The sequence below is a fragment of the Bradyrhizobium sp. HKCCYLRH2060 genome, from assembly GCF_051168135.1.
Taxonomy (GTDB): domain Bacteria; phylum Pseudomonadota; class Alphaproteobacteria; order Rhizobiales; family Xanthobacteraceae; genus Bradyrhizobium.
This window is the reverse complement of record NZ_JBNPUK010000020.1, coordinates 1-15,508: the sequence shown is the minus strand read 5'-3', so window position 1 is coordinate 15,508 and position 15,508 is coordinate 1. Positions and strand designations below refer to the sequence as shown.

At 65.4% G+C, this 15,508-nt stretch carries 18 protein-coding genes; 14 read left to right on the top strand and 4 right to left on the bottom strand.

Annotated elements, in window-relative coordinates:
• Positions 1 to 76 precede the first annotated feature (76 nt).
• From ACQR10_RS28855 to ACQR10_RS28805, 11 genes are all read left to right on the top strand, one after another.
• Positions 77 to 367: a RebB family R body protein gene (locus ACQR10_RS28855; protein ID WP_315805051.1), complete on the top strand. Its 291-nt coding sequence runs from the start codon at positions 77 to 79 to the stop codon at positions 365 to 367.
• A 61-nt stretch (positions 368 to 428) separates the two neighbouring features.
• Positions 429 to 698 carry a RebB family R body protein gene (locus tag ACQR10_RS28850; protein ID WP_315805052.1) on the top strand — a complete coding sequence of 90 codons (270 nt, stop codon included), beginning with the start codon at positions 429 to 431 and terminating at the stop codon, positions 696 to 698.
• Positions 699 to 770: 72 nt separating this feature from the next.
• Positions 771 to 1,040, top strand: a complete 270-nt coding sequence (locus ACQR10_RS28845; protein ID WP_172108194.1) for a RebB family R body protein — start codon at positions 771 to 773, stop codon at positions 1,038 to 1,040.
• 74 nt (positions 1,041 to 1,114) lie between these two features.
• Complete coding sequence (locus ACQR10_RS28840; protein WP_172108192.1) at positions 1,115 to 1,387, top strand: RebB family R body protein; 273 nt, start codon at positions 1,115 to 1,117, stop codon at positions 1,385 to 1,387.
• A gap of 68 nt (positions 1,388 to 1,455) precedes the next feature.
• On the top strand, positions 1,456 to 1,677 hold the full coding sequence (locus ACQR10_RS28835) for a RebB family R body protein (RefSeq protein WP_315805053.1): 222 nt from the start codon (positions 1,456 to 1,458) through the stop codon (positions 1,675 to 1,677).
• Between the two features lies 1 nt (position 1,678).
• Entirely contained in the window at positions 1,679 to 2,311 is a 633-nt protein-coding gene (locus tag ACQR10_RS28830) for a RebB family R body protein (RefSeq protein WP_315805054.1), read from the top strand.
• Positions 2,312 to 2,409: 98 nt separating this feature from the next.
• Positions 2,410 to 2,754: a hypothetical protein gene (locus ACQR10_RS28825; RefSeq protein ID WP_315805055.1), complete on the top strand. Its 345-nt coding sequence runs from the start codon at positions 2,410 to 2,412 to the stop codon at positions 2,752 to 2,754.
• A 6-nt stretch (positions 2,755 to 2,760) separates the two neighbouring features.
• Complete coding sequence (locus tag ACQR10_RS28820) at positions 2,761 to 3,816, top strand: hypothetical protein (RefSeq protein ID WP_316216324.1); 1,056 nt, start codon at positions 2,761 to 2,763, stop codon at positions 3,814 to 3,816.
• Positions 3,817 to 3,842: 26 nt separating this feature from the next.
• On the top strand, positions 3,843 to 4,526 hold the full coding sequence (locus tag ACQR10_RS28815) for a hypothetical protein (RefSeq protein ID WP_316182633.1): 684 nt from the start codon (positions 3,843 to 3,845) through the stop codon (positions 4,524 to 4,526).
• A 122-nt stretch (positions 4,527 to 4,648) separates the two neighbouring features.
• Positions 4,649 to 5,371: a hypothetical protein gene (locus tag ACQR10_RS28810; protein ID WP_315805058.1), complete on the top strand. Its 723-nt coding sequence runs from the start codon at positions 4,649 to 4,651 to the stop codon at positions 5,369 to 5,371.
• 178 nt (positions 5,372 to 5,549) lie between these two features.
• The gene (locus ACQR10_RS28805; RefSeq protein WP_316216322.1) at positions 5,550 to 7,106 is read left to right on the top strand and encodes a hypothetical protein; all 1,557 of its coding nucleotides are present in this window, start codon (positions 5,550 to 5,552) and stop codon (positions 7,104 to 7,106) included.
• A 101-nt stretch (positions 7,107 to 7,207) separates the two neighbouring features.
• Here the strand turns inward: ACQR10_RS28805 and ACQR10_RS28800 are convergent, their stop codons facing one another.
• Both ACQR10_RS28800 and ACQR10_RS28795 read right to left on the bottom strand, forming a co-directional pair.
• A complete protein-coding gene (locus ACQR10_RS28800; RefSeq protein WP_316216321.1) occupies positions 7,208 to 8,863 on the bottom strand; it encodes a helix-turn-helix domain-containing protein in 1,656 nt (551 codons plus the stop codon).
• A gap of 304 nt (positions 8,864 to 9,167) precedes the next feature.
• Positions 9,168 to 9,965 carry a hypothetical protein gene (locus ACQR10_RS28795; protein WP_316216320.1) on the bottom strand — a complete coding sequence of 266 codons (798 nt, stop codon included), beginning with the start codon at positions 9,963 to 9,965 and terminating at the stop codon, positions 9,168 to 9,170.
• Positions 9,966 to 10,090: 125 nt separating this feature from the next.
• Between ACQR10_RS28795 and ACQR10_RS28790 the strand changes: the two genes are divergently transcribed.
• From ACQR10_RS28790 to ACQR10_RS28780, 3 genes are all read left to right on the top strand, one after another.
• Positions 10,091 to 10,585, top strand: a complete 495-nt coding sequence (locus ACQR10_RS28790; RefSeq protein WP_315805062.1) for a YaiI/YqxD family protein — start codon at positions 10,091 to 10,093, stop codon at positions 10,583 to 10,585.
• Positions 10,586 to 10,589: 4 nt separating this feature from the next.
• A complete protein-coding gene (locus tag ACQR10_RS28785) occupies positions 10,590 to 12,395 on the top strand; it encodes an ABC-F family ATP-binding cassette domain-containing protein (RefSeq protein WP_434912155.1) in 1,806 nt (601 codons plus the stop codon).
• A gap of 151 nt (positions 12,396 to 12,546) precedes the next feature.
• Positions 12,547 to 13,626, top strand: coding sequence for a D-TA family PLP-dependent enzyme (locus ACQR10_RS28780; protein WP_316216318.1), 1,080 nt, complete (start codon positions 12,547 to 12,549; stop codon positions 13,624 to 13,626).
• A gap of 167 nt (positions 13,627 to 13,793) precedes the next feature.
• Here ACQR10_RS28780 and ACQR10_RS28775 read toward each other — a convergent pair whose 3' ends face one another.
• On the bottom strand, positions 13,794 to 14,081 hold the full coding sequence (locus tag ACQR10_RS28775) for a hypothetical protein (RefSeq protein WP_316216317.1): 288 nt from the start codon (positions 14,079 to 14,081) through the stop codon (positions 13,794 to 13,796).
• Positions 14,078 to 15,316: an NAD(P)/FAD-dependent oxidoreductase gene (locus ACQR10_RS28770; RefSeq protein ID WP_316216316.1), complete on the bottom strand. Its 1,239-nt coding sequence runs from the start codon at positions 15,314 to 15,316 to the stop codon at positions 14,078 to 14,080. Before ACQR10_RS28770 ends, ACQR10_RS28775 begins: the two co-directional genes overlap by 4 nt.
• Positions 15,317 to 15,508 lie beyond the last annotated feature (192 nt).

Below are 15,508 nucleotides of genomic sequence, written 5' to 3'. Positions count from 1 at the left end.
GACGCCGGTGCCACGCCAAACGACGCACGACTGCGTCACGCGGTGAATGTCGGCTCAAACGAGGGAGAATGACGAGATGGCTTTCCCGACGTCGGTCAACGACCAGATCACCGATTCCGTCACCCAGGCGAATACCAAGGTGCTCGGAGATGCGCCCGCGATTGCGATGGGCAACCTCTATCAGGCCACGGCGCAGGCGCTCGCCAATGCGGCTCACAACGCGACCAATGCGCAGCAGCAGAGCTACGTGACCACGCAGGCCGCCACCACCATGGGCGTCGCCACGCTCTACTCGCTCGACACCGCCACCACCGGCGTCGCGACGGCCGACATCCTCAACACCGGCGTCAAGGGCCTGACGAGCTGACGCGCACGTCCCGTTCGACCACCCACCTGCTGAAATGACCTCCACCTGAAAGGATCGAGCCATGGCATTTCCGACCTCAGTCAACAATCAGATCACCGATTCCGTCACCCAGGCGAACACCAAGGTGCTCGGCGACGCGCCGGCGATCGCGATGGGCAACCTGTTCCAGGCAACCGCGCAGGCGCTCGCGAACGCTGCGCACAATGCCACCAATTCGCAGCAGCAGAGCTATGTGACCGCGCAGGCGGCAACGACCATGGGCGTCGCCACGCTCTACTCGCTCGACACCGCCTCCACCGGCGTCGCCACCAAGGACATCCTGTCGTCCTGACCAGGCCCGAGCGCGGGATCGGGACACTCCCCGATCTTGGCCCTCGCCTCATGATCCCAGGGAGCTGGTGAGATGGCATTTCCCACGGCAGTCAACAGTCAGATCACGGACTCCGTGACCCAGAGCAACGTCCAGGTCCTCGGTACGGCACCTGCGATCGCAATGGGCAACCTGTATCAGGCGACGGCGCAGGCGCTGGCGAATGCCGCGCACAACGCCACCCTGGCGCAGCAACAGATGTACGTCACTGCGCAGGCAGCGACGACGGCAGGCGTCGCGCTGCTCTACTCACTCGACACGGCGTCGACCGGACTGGCGACGTCGACCATCCTGAAGAGCTAGGCACCATCCGCGCGTGATGCCCGGCTGATCGAGAGACGACCCCACGCCAACAGCACTCGCAAAGGAGAGACATCATGGCATTCCCCACCGCCGTCAACAGTCAGATCACCGACTCCATCAGCCAGGTGAACACCAAGGTGCTCGGCGACGCGCCGGCCGTCGCGATGGGCAACCTGTTCATCGCCACCAGCCAGGCGCTGTCCAACGCGGCCCACAACGCGACCAACAACCAGCAGCAGTCCTACGTGACGATGCAGGCCTCGACCACTCAGGGCATCTCCACCCTGCTGACCCTCGATACCGGCACGACCGGCATCGCCACCGAAAAGGTGCTCGGCCTGGTGTAGCGGTCCGTCCACCGACGGTGCCACCCGGCTAGCCGCAGGCTTGCGTCCGGCCAAGGGAGCCGTTCGTCGTGCCAGCCGCCTCCGCATCGTTGACGGCCGTGGTCGACGGCAACGTCGTCAATGTCGGGCTCGCCCCATCGGTCGCCATGGGCATGACCTATGTGGCGATGGCCGACAGCCTCGGGCTCGCCATGGCGAACGCCGCGGCCAATCAGCAACGTGGCCAGGTCCTGGCCGGCGCGGCGCTCGCGCAGGTCCTGGCGATGATCATTGCGCAAGGGAGTTCGTGACATGAGCGATCCGGGTACGGTCAACGGCCAGATCATCGACTCGACGACCGGCGTGGTCACGCTTCTGACCGGTCAGTCTCCGTCGCAGGCCTTCGGACTGCTCGACGCCGTGATGGTCGAGACGCTCGGCATGGCCATGCACAATGCGATCGGGCGGCAGCAGGGCGCGAGCGTGATCGGCTCGGCGGCAGTGACCGCGGCGTGTGCCAAGATGCTGTCGGTGCCGCTTCCCATTGCACCGCCGCCCGCGCCGAAGCCCCCGCCGCCCGCCGTCGATCCGCTCCCCGGACCGCCGCCCAATCCGTCGCCGAGCGCAGCCGTCGCCGCCGCCTTTGCCGAAGCGGAAAGCGCGGTGACCGCGCTGAAACTGCAGGCCAGCTCGGCCTCCAGCCTGGCGCAGACCGCGCAGGCAGATCTCAACCAGATCGTCACCGACGCCGGCGGCACGACGCCCTCGACGCCGCCACCCCCGAGCAGCTCGATCGCGACCGCCTATGCGGATGCGGCGAGCGCGATCGACACGCTGAAGGCCCAGGCCGCGACCGCGAATGGCCTGGCGCAGACCGCGGAGAGCGACCTCAACAAGCTGATCACCGAGGCCGGCGGCACCCCGCCCGCTCCTCCGAAGACCTGACCAGATCCTGAGCCGAAGACCCGACGACGAGACCGCCATGATCCGGGGCGCCGCAACCAGCACCGGCCGCAGCCTTCGGATCGGTTGAGGATACGCAGATGCCCAGCAATGTCGACGCCCAGATCATCGACGTGATCAACCAGGTCCAGAAGGCGACCATGGCGCCGCAGGTCGTACTCACCAGCGGCGCCGGCAAGGCCTATCAGTCGGTGGCGCAATCGGCGGCCATCGCCATCCAGGACGCGGCCGATGCGCTGCGCAACGTCTCGACCATCGCGACCACGGCCTCCGGCGTCGCCATGGCGCAGTTGCTGGCGACCGGCGAGCCGAAATACGCCGAAGCGCTGGTGACGGCGCAGAGCATGATGAAATCGGCGACCGACGACTTTGCCCAGATCGGCGCGGCCGCTTCCACGATCCTCAAGAACTTCCCGTCGGGGTGATGTGTCATGTCGGTGACGGTCGCAAACAGGCTGATCCAAGGCCGTGGCGGCCTCTCCGAGATCGGCGCGGTGGTTCTGGCGTTCATCGACGGCGGCGTGCAGTGGCTCGAATGGGCGGTGCGGGCGCCCACGGCGAGCTACAGCTTCCCCGACGAAACCAGCATGATGGCCGAAATCCAGGACGGGCTGCACGGCTCGCCGCTGGCGCTGCTGCCCGGTCTGGGCCTGCAGGTCAGCCCGGTCAAGCTCCTGACCTTCAATCTCGGTGACCTGCGCGCGATCGCCAAGGCGGAGACCGGCGCGCAGGACGCCGCGACGGCGAGCCAGACCGAGAGCATCCTCAACGCCCACGGCATCCATGCGCAGTCGGATCTCGCAGCGGTCCCGGCCCTGCTCTCGCAGTTTGGCGTGGCCACGTCGCCGCTGTTCCAGTGTCTTGGCCTCAACGAGACGATCGCGCTGTGGGAGCTGATCGCGCTGCCGCAGCCGCAGGACGGCGAGCCCGACATCCGCAACGACGCGGCCGCCTTCGCCGTGCAGCAGGCCCGCACGCCCGAGGAGTTCTGCGACTACTACCGCATCTACATGGCGCTGACGGCCAAGCTGAAGACCGCCGCCAGCTCTGCCGAGCAACGCCTGTCCCAGGCCAATGGCGCGGTTCAGACGCTGCTGCCGATGATGTTCGGCGCGCTCGACTGTCCGCAGGTGCGGGGCCTGGTGCCCCCGCACGAGGTCGCCGCGGCCGTCAACAACTGGCTGCGGCAGGGACGGCGGCTCGGTTTCGCCCGGCTGTCGGAGGGCGTCTGCCGCATCATCGAGAGCACGACATTCACGCAGGAGACCGGCGCGGCGGCCCAGCAGGTCGTCACGCTGTATCTCGCCAACGCGCAGTCGTTCCTCTCGGCCAATCATCCGAAGACCGGCCGGATCAGCCAGGACGGACGCTCCTGCATCCTGCCGACGCAATCCGGCAATCTCTACGCCGAGCTCTACCTCGGCGCCGACGGCGACATCACCTTGCGCCAATTCAGGCGGATCGCGCCGCCCGCCGAAAAGAGTTGAGTCCGACACCCCATGAGGCAGGCATCATGAGCGAGCAGCCCCCGTCCCAGACCTCTCCGCCGGAGAACGAGCCCGACATCCTGCTCGACAATCCCTATGCCAGCCCGATGTTGCCTGAAGCATTCATCGAGCAGATCGAGGAGCAGTCGGCGGCTCAGTCGGCGCGCGATACCGAAGTCGAAGCCGAGCTGATCGAGAGCGCCACCGACGAGGTCGTGTCGATCGAGGAGCATCTGGGCGAGATGGACGAGGCGGTGATCGAGGTGGACGAGCAGGTCGCCAGTCCCCTCTCCTCGCACTCCATCCACCAGATCGAGCATCGCCTACTGGAGGCCTCCCGCGCGATCGCCGCGGCCCAGCAGGCGTTCAACGAAGCGGTTGGTCGCACGGCGGCCTCGATGGAGCGCAAGATGGCCGCGGCGCAGGCCGCCATGCTGTCACGCCGGGCGCAGGTCGAACCGCTGCAGCCGCCCGCGGACTACGCGCCGCCCACGGTCGAGACGGCCGAGCAGGCCGTCGCGGCCTCGATCGTCGCCACGCGCCAGGCCACCAACTTCACCGATCGTCAGCTCGCGGCGATGGCCGCCACCGGCCGCGCCATCATCGCCGAGGCCCAGCAGGCGGCCGAGCAGAGCGTCATCGCCGCCGAACGCTCGATCAGCGCCGCGCTGGCGGCGAGCCAGCCACAGAAGACGGCGGCTTCCGCCTGACGCCACGCAAACCACCTCGCTGCGGCTGCGGGTGATCCGACCTGCTGTGTCAGCGATACTCCCGAAGCGGTCGTAAGAACACCGCCTCCGGCACCGCCTATCACGCGGAAGGATCCAATCCGATGTGCTGCATCATCTTCGATCTCGCCAGCACCGGTGGCCTGGACACCCTCGCCTCGCCGGGTGCCGGCCTCCCTGGCGCGCTGCCCCAAGGCATGGGAACCCAAGGCGGCCTCTACGTGATCGTCAACGTTCCCACCAACAACAGATACATCGGGAAAGCCGGCAATCTGGCGGACCGCTTCGATGGTCGAATGCTCACCGTGAACGAGTTCGGACTGAGCACCAACAATCTCAGGGGCGTCGGCGCGTTCTGGGGTGTCGCCTACGCCTTCAACACGCCGCAACCTCCCTCGCCGCCACTGCCAGTCTTCAAGGTCGAGGCCGGCATCACCTACAACGCCCAAACGAACGATGGCCGCCTCGCCAACCTCCTCTTGCCCGGCCAATTCGCTCCGGGAACTCCACAATATGCTTTCGCCAGCGCGCTGCAGATGAACACGATGGAAACCTGCAGGGTCGCCGATCCCATCTATTCCCTTAAAGATCCAACGGTCTACATCGATTCAACGACAGTCGACGTCGAACAACTACTCATTCGATTCTTCAAGATGGCGATCGGCAGCGGCGGAACTCTCACAAACAAGCAAAAAAGTCTGAATGCGTTCGTGAATTCAACCGGCAACAGCATGATCGTTGCGGTGTCGTGGGGCGCATGCCAAGCGCTCGGATTCCCGACCAGCGGCTTCACCATCATCACGATCGCCAACGGAGGCGCGCTTTGACGATCGCCGCGGGACTACCGTCCCGACGCAGCGCGCGAGCCGTGCCGATCGACCCGGGGCGTAACGCCAACGGCAAAACGGTGAACATCAGAACTGATTCCCATTCGATTGCGCCAGGGGATGCGAAACTCGCAGGCATACGGCGCTCACATCAAACAAAGAGAAGAGGACGATCAGGATGCCAAAAGGCGACGAACCAACGATCTTCGTGACCAAGGACGACAGGCAAGTCGTCATCGCGTCAGGAGGCGAGCAGATCAGCCCCAACAGCTACGGCTTCGAGATCGAATTCTGCAGCCACAACAGCTGGGTGTTCCAATTCACTCACGTTGAAGCAGCCGACATCGAATTGACGGTTGGAGACTCGCCGGAAGCAAAAGCCGTCTGGACGATCGAGACCGATTCGGACAACGTCTTCGAACTCACGACGGGCAAGACGTGGTTTTCGACCGTCGCGGACGCCTACCTTGCCAAAGACCGACTTGCTGAATATCTCGTCGCTTCTGTATCCGGGACATCGACGCAAAAATATGTGACTTTCCTGCAATGGAAGGCGGCGCTCGCAAGCGAGGCCTTCGATACCCTCGTCAAGAATTTCTTTGGCAAAGCGTTGAAGAAAGCCGAGGCGAAGAATCGCAGCTCCACTCAAGTTCTTGTTCAACTGAACGAAAACAACATTGACGATACGACTAATGTCGGCGCGGCCCTATGGACGTTCGCCAAGAACGAGGGAAGCCCCCAAGATCCACAACCGTGGAACGATTACCTCAACAACATCCTCCTTGGGCGCAGCCAGAAAGACCCAAAAGAAGGCTTTTCTTCGCAGGTCAACATGCCCATGACCTTGCAAGGTTATTTTTTATACCAAATGGCGTGGAAACTACCTCGTGAAAATCTGCGCTTCAGCAAGGGCGTGGCACGGCCATCCTGGATCTGGTTGAACGTCATGGCCGAAGTCTATAGCGGATACATGTCATTGCTTACAAAGATCTATAAGGACGTCGGTCAGATTGATCCGGCGAAAGTTCCAGTCGAACTGAACATGACTATTGCAGAACTCAAGAAGTCCGCGTTTGTTTTCCTTGTTACGAACAAGGTGGTATGCGGTGCAATGGGCGCTCTGAGCGAGATGAATCAGCTCAAGCTCCAGGAAATCGCATACGCCGAAAAATCGACGTTGATCTTTCGGGATCCATACCCCTTTGAGGAACAGATCAATTCATATCAAGTGGACCAATTCCCGGGCTGGTGGCGCTGGTTGCCATTTCATAGCTACCTGAAGGATTTAACGGCACTCTGGTTTAAGGCTGCGCTGCTGGACGTGATCAGCAAGGAAGACTTTGATCGCACGTTTTGCGGCAAGCTCGGCGAAGTTCTCTTGTCGGGAGAAACGGCTGCGATTTGGCTGGACGCACTCGCAAAGTTTCAACGCGAGTACATAGAGAAGGCCGGAAAGAAACCTTACTCACGGCTCGCGACGTACGACGTCAAATCTCTCTGTAAAGCGATCAACATGGTGGAGAAAGCGCTGGGCGCAATGCTCCTGAACGCGAGCAATCCATCCACCGATCTTGCTTTCAATCTGCCGCCGCCAAATGCGCGCCCGTTTCTTGACTATTCCAGAGCACCGAAGTGGGAAGGACGCTACGACACCATGTGGTCTTCGATCAAACTACCGGGGTCCTCGCCGTCGACCGGTGATTGGACGTACCTCGTTGAGCATCGCCGGCATTAGGCGACGGAGAATGCCTTGGGTGGAAATGCGTCTTTTTCATACCAACCCTCGGCGGCGCTTACATGTTTCCAAAGCCTCTGTGAAAGAGGACAACCGCCCCCTCACTCCGCCGCCATGCGCCGGTACTCGCGCGGGGTGCGGCCGACCTGACGGCGGAAGTATTTCTCGAAATGGCTGAGATCGGCGAAGCCGACCTGTAGCGCCACATCGGTGATCGGCTGCCGCGCATTTGTTGACAGCAACTCCTTGGCTTTCTCGACCCGAATGCGCGACAGCATTGCCTTGCACGAGGTCTGCAGGCTGTGGCGAAACAGGAAGCTCAGATGCGACTGGCTGACATGGGCCTGGCGTGCCAGGCTGCCGAGCCGGATCGGCTCGGCATAGTGATCGACGAGATACAGAAGTGCCCGGCGCAGATTGGGATGCAGGCGCGACAGCGCCGTGATGTCCTTGTTGAGCACGTGGCGAATCCAATCATCCGCTTCCGCCCCGATTTCCGGCCTCGCGGACGCTTGCTCGCGAACGGCTTCGGCCGGCGGCTTCGCCGCCGGCAACGCCGGTGACGGTGCCGCCGACGTCACCGTCACGCGCTCGGCCCGCGCGTGGAGAGCCGGGAAATAGCGCCTGATGTCCTCGGCACGGATCCTCGCACGTCCGGTCATGACCGCGAGCCGGGCGACCACGCGCTCGACCTCGAACGCGTTCTCCGGCCACGGATAGCTGCGGCACAGATCGAGCATCTCGGCGCTGATCTTGTCTTCGGCGCGATGACCATGTCCCTCGAGCGCAGCGATGACGAGCGGCTCGATGTCGTCGCAGCGCTCGCGCAGCGGCGGCACGCTGACGGGCAGAAAGTCGAGCTCGGCCAGCAATTGGCGCGAGAAGGAGCGCTCGGCCACCATGCGCGGCAGATCGCCGCCGGCCGAGGCGATCACGCGCACGCGCGTCGTGTTCGACACGTCCAGCCATTGTCCCAGGCGAGAATGCATGTGCTGCGGCAATTCGTTCTGCAGACCGGGCGCCAGCATGTCGATGTCGCTGAAGAACAGCGTGCCGCCCTCGGCCTGCCGAAACCAGTCCTGCGGCGCCCCCCGCGGCTGCGCGCAATTGACCTGCACGAACGGCAGATCGCGGCGCGGCCCGCAGCAATGGATCGCGGCGGCCAGATACGGCGTCTCGGTCCCGAACTCGCCCTGCAACAGGCACGGCAGATCGCTGTGCGACGCCTTCTCGACGAAGATCTCGAGATTTCGGACCGCCTCGCTCACACCCACCAACAGCAGCGAGCGGCCCAGGCGCTGCCGTGCCCACTCGCAGACCTCGTGGCGCTTGATCACGAAGGCGAGCTGGCGCGCGCAATCCGCCAGCGCGTCGGACAGGTCCGGCCCGCCCCGCCGCCCCTCCCAGGCCAACGTCAAACGGCCGATCCCGACGTCGGCATAGACCAGCGGCGCCGTCACGGATGGCGTCGGTTCGAGCCGCCATTCCGGCGCACGCCGCGGCTCGCGCTCGGTAGTCGCCGCACCACCGCCGTCTCTTTCGCTGAGCCAGTCCTGCACGGTTTCCGATCCGGATCGGGACAGGACGATGCGGCCGAGATCGGCGACGGCAATCTCCACAGTCGCCGCCCGCGACAGCTCCGCCAGACGCTGTGCATAGCTTGCCAGGAAATCGACGACGTTGAGATACGGCCGGCTCATCCTGGACAGATCGCGCCAGGCCTGATCGCCGCCGTCGAGTCCCCGCTGGTCTTTCATGACCCGGCTCAGCGCACGGACGCGTTGTGTCGATGATCCAACATGGCGGGCACGTTACCGCGGCTCCGACGCCGCTTCCGACCGAAGCGGCCGGCCCGATCTGCCCACCTTGTGCATCGCTTGCCAGAATTCATGGTCCCCCATGACGCAGCCCGCGGCCACGCCGCATCTCCCATGTCCGATCATTGGCCCTTCCCCCTCACAACTACGGGCCAACCAAACCATACACAATTTTAGATTGAGTGTGAATGAATTCACAAGCAGGCCATCAAATGGTCTTGATGACTGATGCGATTCGTCGCGGCTATCCGCGCTGTTCGCGTGGCTGATAGATCGCCACGTGATGGCAATGCGCGAGCGGGCGGTCGCCATTGGCGACCACCAGCGCATCGAGCTCGACGAAGCGGTGACCCTTCTTCTCGTAGTTGGCAACCACACGGCCGCGCGCGGTGATCTCGTCGGCTTCTTCGATCGCCGACAGCAGTTGCATGCGGCTGCCGACGTGAATCCAGGGGCCGAGGACGACGTTGTCGACGAGCAGCCGGTTCATCACCCGCTGCAGCATGCCGGGATGGCCGAGCCGTTCGTTGGCATAGATCGGATCGCGCTCGCGAATCTCAGAAAGATAGGCGGCGGCCGCCTGCCCTGGCCACGCGCGCGGCGCCGTGCCGAGCCAGCTGCCGACAGCGAAAGACTCCGCACTGACGAGCGGCCGCACCGCCGCGGCCGGAACATCCCGGTACTCGGCCAGCACGACATCCGGCACCGACGCGGGCAGCGAAGCGGAACCGGTGGCGCAGAGCTGCCCTCGGCTGATCACCTCGAGGGCGAGCCCGTCGGAGGTCTCGTTCGCGACGACCTCCGCGATCTCGCCGTCATAGACCGGCTTGGTGAACCGTGCCTCGATCAGCCCACGCTCCAGGAACGCCCGCCCCCAGCGTGCGACGGGCTGATGCAGCATATAGGCCAGCACCTCGACGCCGGGTACGAGACCGCCGGCGAAGCCGAATCGCCGCGCCACACTGTCGTCGTGCATCTTGTTCTCGGACTGCTTGGCCGTGTTGAACGCCTCGACCGCATACGCCGCGATTCTGCCCGACATCCTTGCCTCCCTTTCACCGTTTTCGGGCGATGGTAGCGGCCGGAAAGGCCCTGGCAAGCGGCGCGTTTGGCTCGCAATTCCCGGCGCGATGGGGTACCAACCGGACCATTCCAACCGATGGCCCGATGACGACCGAAACCGCCCCGATCCGCATCTATGTCGACGCCGACGCCTGCCCGGTGAAGGACGAGATCTACCGCGTTGCGATCCGGCATGGCCTGCCGGTGACCGTCGTCGCCGGCGGCTTCATCCGCGTGCCCGAGGATCCCCTGATCACGCGCGTGGCGGCCGGCAGCGCCATGGATGCCGCGGATGACTGGATCGCCGAGCGCACCGGCGCTGACGACATCGTCATCACGGCGGACATTCCGCTGGCCAGCCGCTGCGTCAAGGCCGGCAGCGCCGTGATCGCGCCGAACGGCAAGCCGTTCACGGAGGAGTCGATCGGCATGACGCTCGCCGTGCGCAACCTCATGACCGATCTGCGATCATCGGGCGAGGTGACCGGCGGCCCGCGCTCGTTCACGCCGCGCGACCGCTCCACCTTCCTTTCCACCCTCGACACCACGATCCGCCGCCTGCAGCGCCAGCGCGCGGCGCGGACCCAGCAGCAGAGCTAACCTCATGGCGCCGCCTCTCATCCAACTCAAGGACATCCGCCTGACCTTCGGCGGCACGGCCCTGCTGCAGGGTGTCGAGCTGTCGGTCTCGCCAGGCGAGCGCGTCTGCCTGATCGGCCGCAACGGCTCCGGCAAGTCGACGCTGCTCAAGATCGCCGCCGGCCTGGTCGAATGCGACAGCGGCACCCGCTTCGTGCAGCCGGGCGCCACGGTGCGCTATCTGCCGCAGGAGCCGGATTTCTCCGGCCATGCCACCACGCTGTCCTATGTCGAGGCCGGACTCGGGCCGGGCGACGATCACTATCAGGCACGCTATCTCGTCGAGCAGCTCGGACTGACCGGAGAAGAGGATCCCGCTGAAGTCTCCGGCGGCGAGGCGCGCCGCGCGGCGCTGGCGCGCGTGCTCGCGCCCAACCCCGACATCCTGCTGCTGGACGAGCCGACCAACCACCTCGACCTCACGACCATCGAGTGGCTGGAAAACGAGCTCGACGGCCGAAGCTCGGCGCTGGTGCTGATCAGTCACGATCGTCGCTTCCTCACCAATCTGTCGCGCGCGACCGCTTGGCTCGACCGCGGCCAGATCAGGCAGATCGATCGCGGCTTTGCGGCATTCGAGGCGTGGCGCGACGAGGTGCTGGCGGAAGAAGAGCGCGAGCAGCACAAGCTCGACCGCAAGATCGTCAACGAGGAGCACTGGCTGCGCTACGGCGTCTCCGGCCGGCGCAAGCGCAACGTCAAGCGGCTCGCCAATCTGCATGCGCTCAGGCAGCAGCGCCGCGACTATCGCGGTACGGCCGGCAGCGCCAATCTCGCCGCGGCGGAAGCCGACAAGTCCGGCAAGCTGGTGATCGAGGCCAAGGGCGCATCGAAGAGCTATGGCGACCGCAGGATCGTCGACAATTTCTCCATCCGCATCCAGCGCGGCGACCGCATCGGCATCGTCGGCCCCAACGGCACCGGCAAGACCACGCTGGTCAATCTGCTCACCGGCGGCAGCGAGCCCGACAGCGGCAGCATCAGGCTCGGCGTCAATCTGGAGACGGCGACGCTCGACCAGCACCGCGAGAGCCTCGATCCCCGGACGACGCTCGCCGACGCGCTGACGGGCGGCCGCGGCGATCACGTCATGGTGGCCGGCAAGCCGAGGCACGTCGTCGGCTACATGGAGGACTTCCTGTTCTCGCGCGAGCAGATGCGCACGCCGCTCGAAGTGCTATCGGGGGGCGAGCGCGGCCGGCTGATGCTGGCGCGCGCGCTGGCCAAGCCATCGAACCTCTTGGTGCTGGACGAGCCGACCAACGATCTCGACCTCGAGACGCTCGACGTGCTCGAGGACATGCTCGGCGACTACGAAGGCACGGTGATCCTGATCAGCCACGACCGCGACTTCCTGGACCGCGTCGTGACCTCGGTGATCGTGCCCGAGGGCAACGGCAAATGGCAGGAATATGCCGGCGGCTACAGCGACATGCTGGCGCAGCGCGGCGCCGACCTAAAGCGCGAGCATGCCAAGGCGGCTGAGGAGAAGAAGGAGGCCAAGCCGGCTGCGCCGGCGAGCGCGCCGAAGCGCAAGCTCTCCTTCAACGAGAAGCACGCGCTGGAGACCCTGCCGAAGACGATCGCGAAGCTGCAGGCCGAGATTGCCAAGCAGCAGGCCGTGCTCGCGGATCCTGCTCTTTACGCCAAGGACCGCAAAAAGTTCGACGCCGCCTCCCTCGCCATCGCCACCGCGCAGGCCGAGCTCACCGCCGCGGAAGACCGCTGGCTGGAGCTGGAAGTGCTGCGCGAGGAAATCGAGGGGGCTTGATGTTTACGTAGGATGGGCAAAGGCGCGCAAGCGCCGTGCCCACCACGAGCTTGCGCAACAGAAGACGGTGGGCACGCTTCGTTTTGCCCACCCGACATTCTCTCCGTCATCGCTTCGCTCCTCGCAATGACGGCAACATGGAGTGAATGACATGACCACCCCGCTCGCCGCCAGGATCGCCCGTGAGTACGGCACGCCCTGCGCCGTCATCGACATGGACAGGGTCGAGCGCAACATCGCGCGCATCCAGGCCCAGTGCGAGGCCGCGGGCGTCGCCAACCGGCCGCACATCAAGACGCACAAGAGCCCGGTGCTGGCGAAACTGCAGATCGAGGCGGGCGCGCAGGGCATCACCTGCCAGAAGATCGGCGAGGCCGAGATCATGGCGGACGCCGGCATCGCCGACATCCTGATCAGCTACAATCTGATCGGAGAGGAGAAGATGGCCCGCCTCGCCGCGCTGCAGGCCAAGGCCGACATGACCGTCGCCGCCGATAACGCGACCGTCATCGCCGGCCTGCCGCAGGCGGCAAAGCAGTCGGGCCGCACGCTGTCGGTCGTGGTCGAATGCGACACCGGCCGCAAACGCGCCGGGGTCGAGACACCGGCGGAGGCGATCCAGCTCGCGCGCCAGATCAAAGCCTCCGAGGGCCTGCGCTTCGCCGGCTTCATGCTGTATCCGACCGAGAGCGGCTGGGACGACGCGCAGCGCTTCTACGACGAGGCGCTGGCCGGCGTGCGCGCCGAGGGGCTCGAGGCGGCCATCGTCTCGACCGGCGGCTCGCCGAACCTCAAGAACCTTGGCAAGCTCAGGGGCGCGACTGAGCACCGCCCCGGCACCTACATCTACAACGACCGCATGCAGGTCGCCGCCGGCGTCGCCACCTGGGACGACTGCGCGCTGCACATCTACTCGACCGTCGTCAGTCGCGCCGCGCCCGAGCGCGGCATTCTCGATGCCGGCTCGAAGACGCTGACGACCGACACTGGCGGGCTCGACGGCCACGGCCTGATCCTGGAACACCCCGAAGCCAAGATCGCGCGCTTCGCCGAGGAGCACGGCTTCCTCGATCTGTCGCGCAGCAACACCCGCCCCCATGTCGGCGACGTCGTCCGCATCGTCCCCAACCACGTCTGCGTCGTCGTCAACATGATGGACGAGGTGGTGATGGTGCGCGGCGAGGAGATTTTGGGCACGCTGCCGGTCGCGGCGCGGGGGAAGCTGCGATAGGGGGCGCTCTCTCAGCCCGTCATTGCGAGGAGCGAAGCGACAAAGCAATCCAGAGCCGCACGTGCCGCCCTGGATTGCTTCCGCCGTCGCCCTTCGGGCTCTGGCGGACAAGTCGCTTCGCTCGCAATGACCGCGGAAACTGAGGTTGGCTCCTTCCGACATCACGATCAGTCGAGAGACATACGCCAATCATCGAGCGAGTCGTAGATCACGGTTGTCGGCCACCGCAGGTCAGCTTCACGACAGCCAGACCACGTGAGGTGCACTACAGCCACGCGGCCGTCACTCAATGCAACGAGGACATCATCACAATCGTCACGCTTTGCGATGATGCTGCTGGGCAGATTTGCCAGCGCGTGACCTGGAGCAACTTCGCGCGCCAGCTCGGCCTCGAATGTTGTCCGCACATGATCTTCGGTGAGCGCACACCAGGGCTCAGGGAGCAGCTCGATCACGACAGCCCAGCCCCTCTCAGCCACTTCAACACGCCCTTCCCCGCAGCCGCGCCAGTCGCAAACGACGCCTGCAGCAGATAGCCGCCGGTCGGCGCCTCCCAGTTCAGCATCTCTCCCGCGGCGAACACGCCGGGCAGTCGCCGCAGCATGTAGTCGGCGTCGAGCTCATCGCGGGCGATGCCGCCGGCGCTGGAGATGGCGCGCGCGAGCCCGGCGGTGCCGGTCAGCTTGATCGGCAGGGCGTTGATCAGTGCCGCGAGACGGTCGGGCGGTAGCGACGACAACGACAGCCCTTGCGTCTTTGCTGCCTCCTGCAGCAGGCCGATCGCGACCGGCGACAACTGCAACGCCTTGCGGAGCACATTCGAGAACGACTGCTTGCCGCGTGGACCCGATAGCTTCTTGATCAGATCAGCGGCAGCGAGATCGGGCCGCAGCGCGACGTGCAGGACAGCCTCGCCATGAACAGCCACGGCCTCCCGCAGCTCGGCCGACAGTGCATAGACCGCGCCGCCTTCGATGCCGTCCCGCGTCACGACCGCCTCGCCGCGCACGCTGCGCTCGCCGAACGCCAGCGCGATGCCCTTCAGCGGCTGGCCCTCGAAGCGGTCGCGGAAGATGTCGGACCAGCCGACGGTGAAGCCGCAATTGGCGGGCCGCAGCGGCGCGATCGCGACGCCCTTGGCGGCGAGGATCGGCACCCAGCCGCCGTCGGATCCGAGCCGCGGCCAGGAGGCGCCGCCGAGTGCCAGCACGGTCGCGTCGGCTGCCACGGTGTGCGGACCGTTCGGCGTCTCGAAGGTCAGATGTTCCCGGTCGTCCCAGCCGGTCCAGCGATGCCGTAGCGCGACTCGCACGCCCTGCGCATCGAGCCGGCGCAGCCACGCCCGCAGCAACGGCGAGGCTTTCATTGCGACAGGAAACACGCGGCCCGAGGAGCCGACGAAGGTCGGCTCGCCCAGCGCCTCGCACCAGTCGCGCAGTTGTTGCGGCGAGAAGGCTTGGATGGCCGGCGCAAGCCACGACGCAGCGTCGCGATAGCGCGACAGGAACAGCGGCAGCTCTTCGCTGTGGGTGAGATTGAGGCCCCCTCGCCCCGCCATCAGGAACTTGCGGGCAACCGACGGCATCGCGTCGTAGACGGTGACGGCGACGCCGCCGCCCGCCAGCACCTCGGCGGCCATGAGCCCAGCCGGGCCGGCCCCGATGACCGCAATGTGCTTTAAAGAGGACATGTCGTCAGTTTAGGCCCCCCACCGCACCAAGCCAAAGGTCGTCATGCCCGGGCTTGTCCCGGGCATCCACGCCCGTCCACGCCGCAGTGCCAAAGACGTGGATGGCCGGGTCAAGCCCACGGCTGTCCGGTTCAGCTTCCGCATATTGCGAGGCTCAACTGTTGTGGGTTTTTGGCAAGTTGGGGTGGCCCC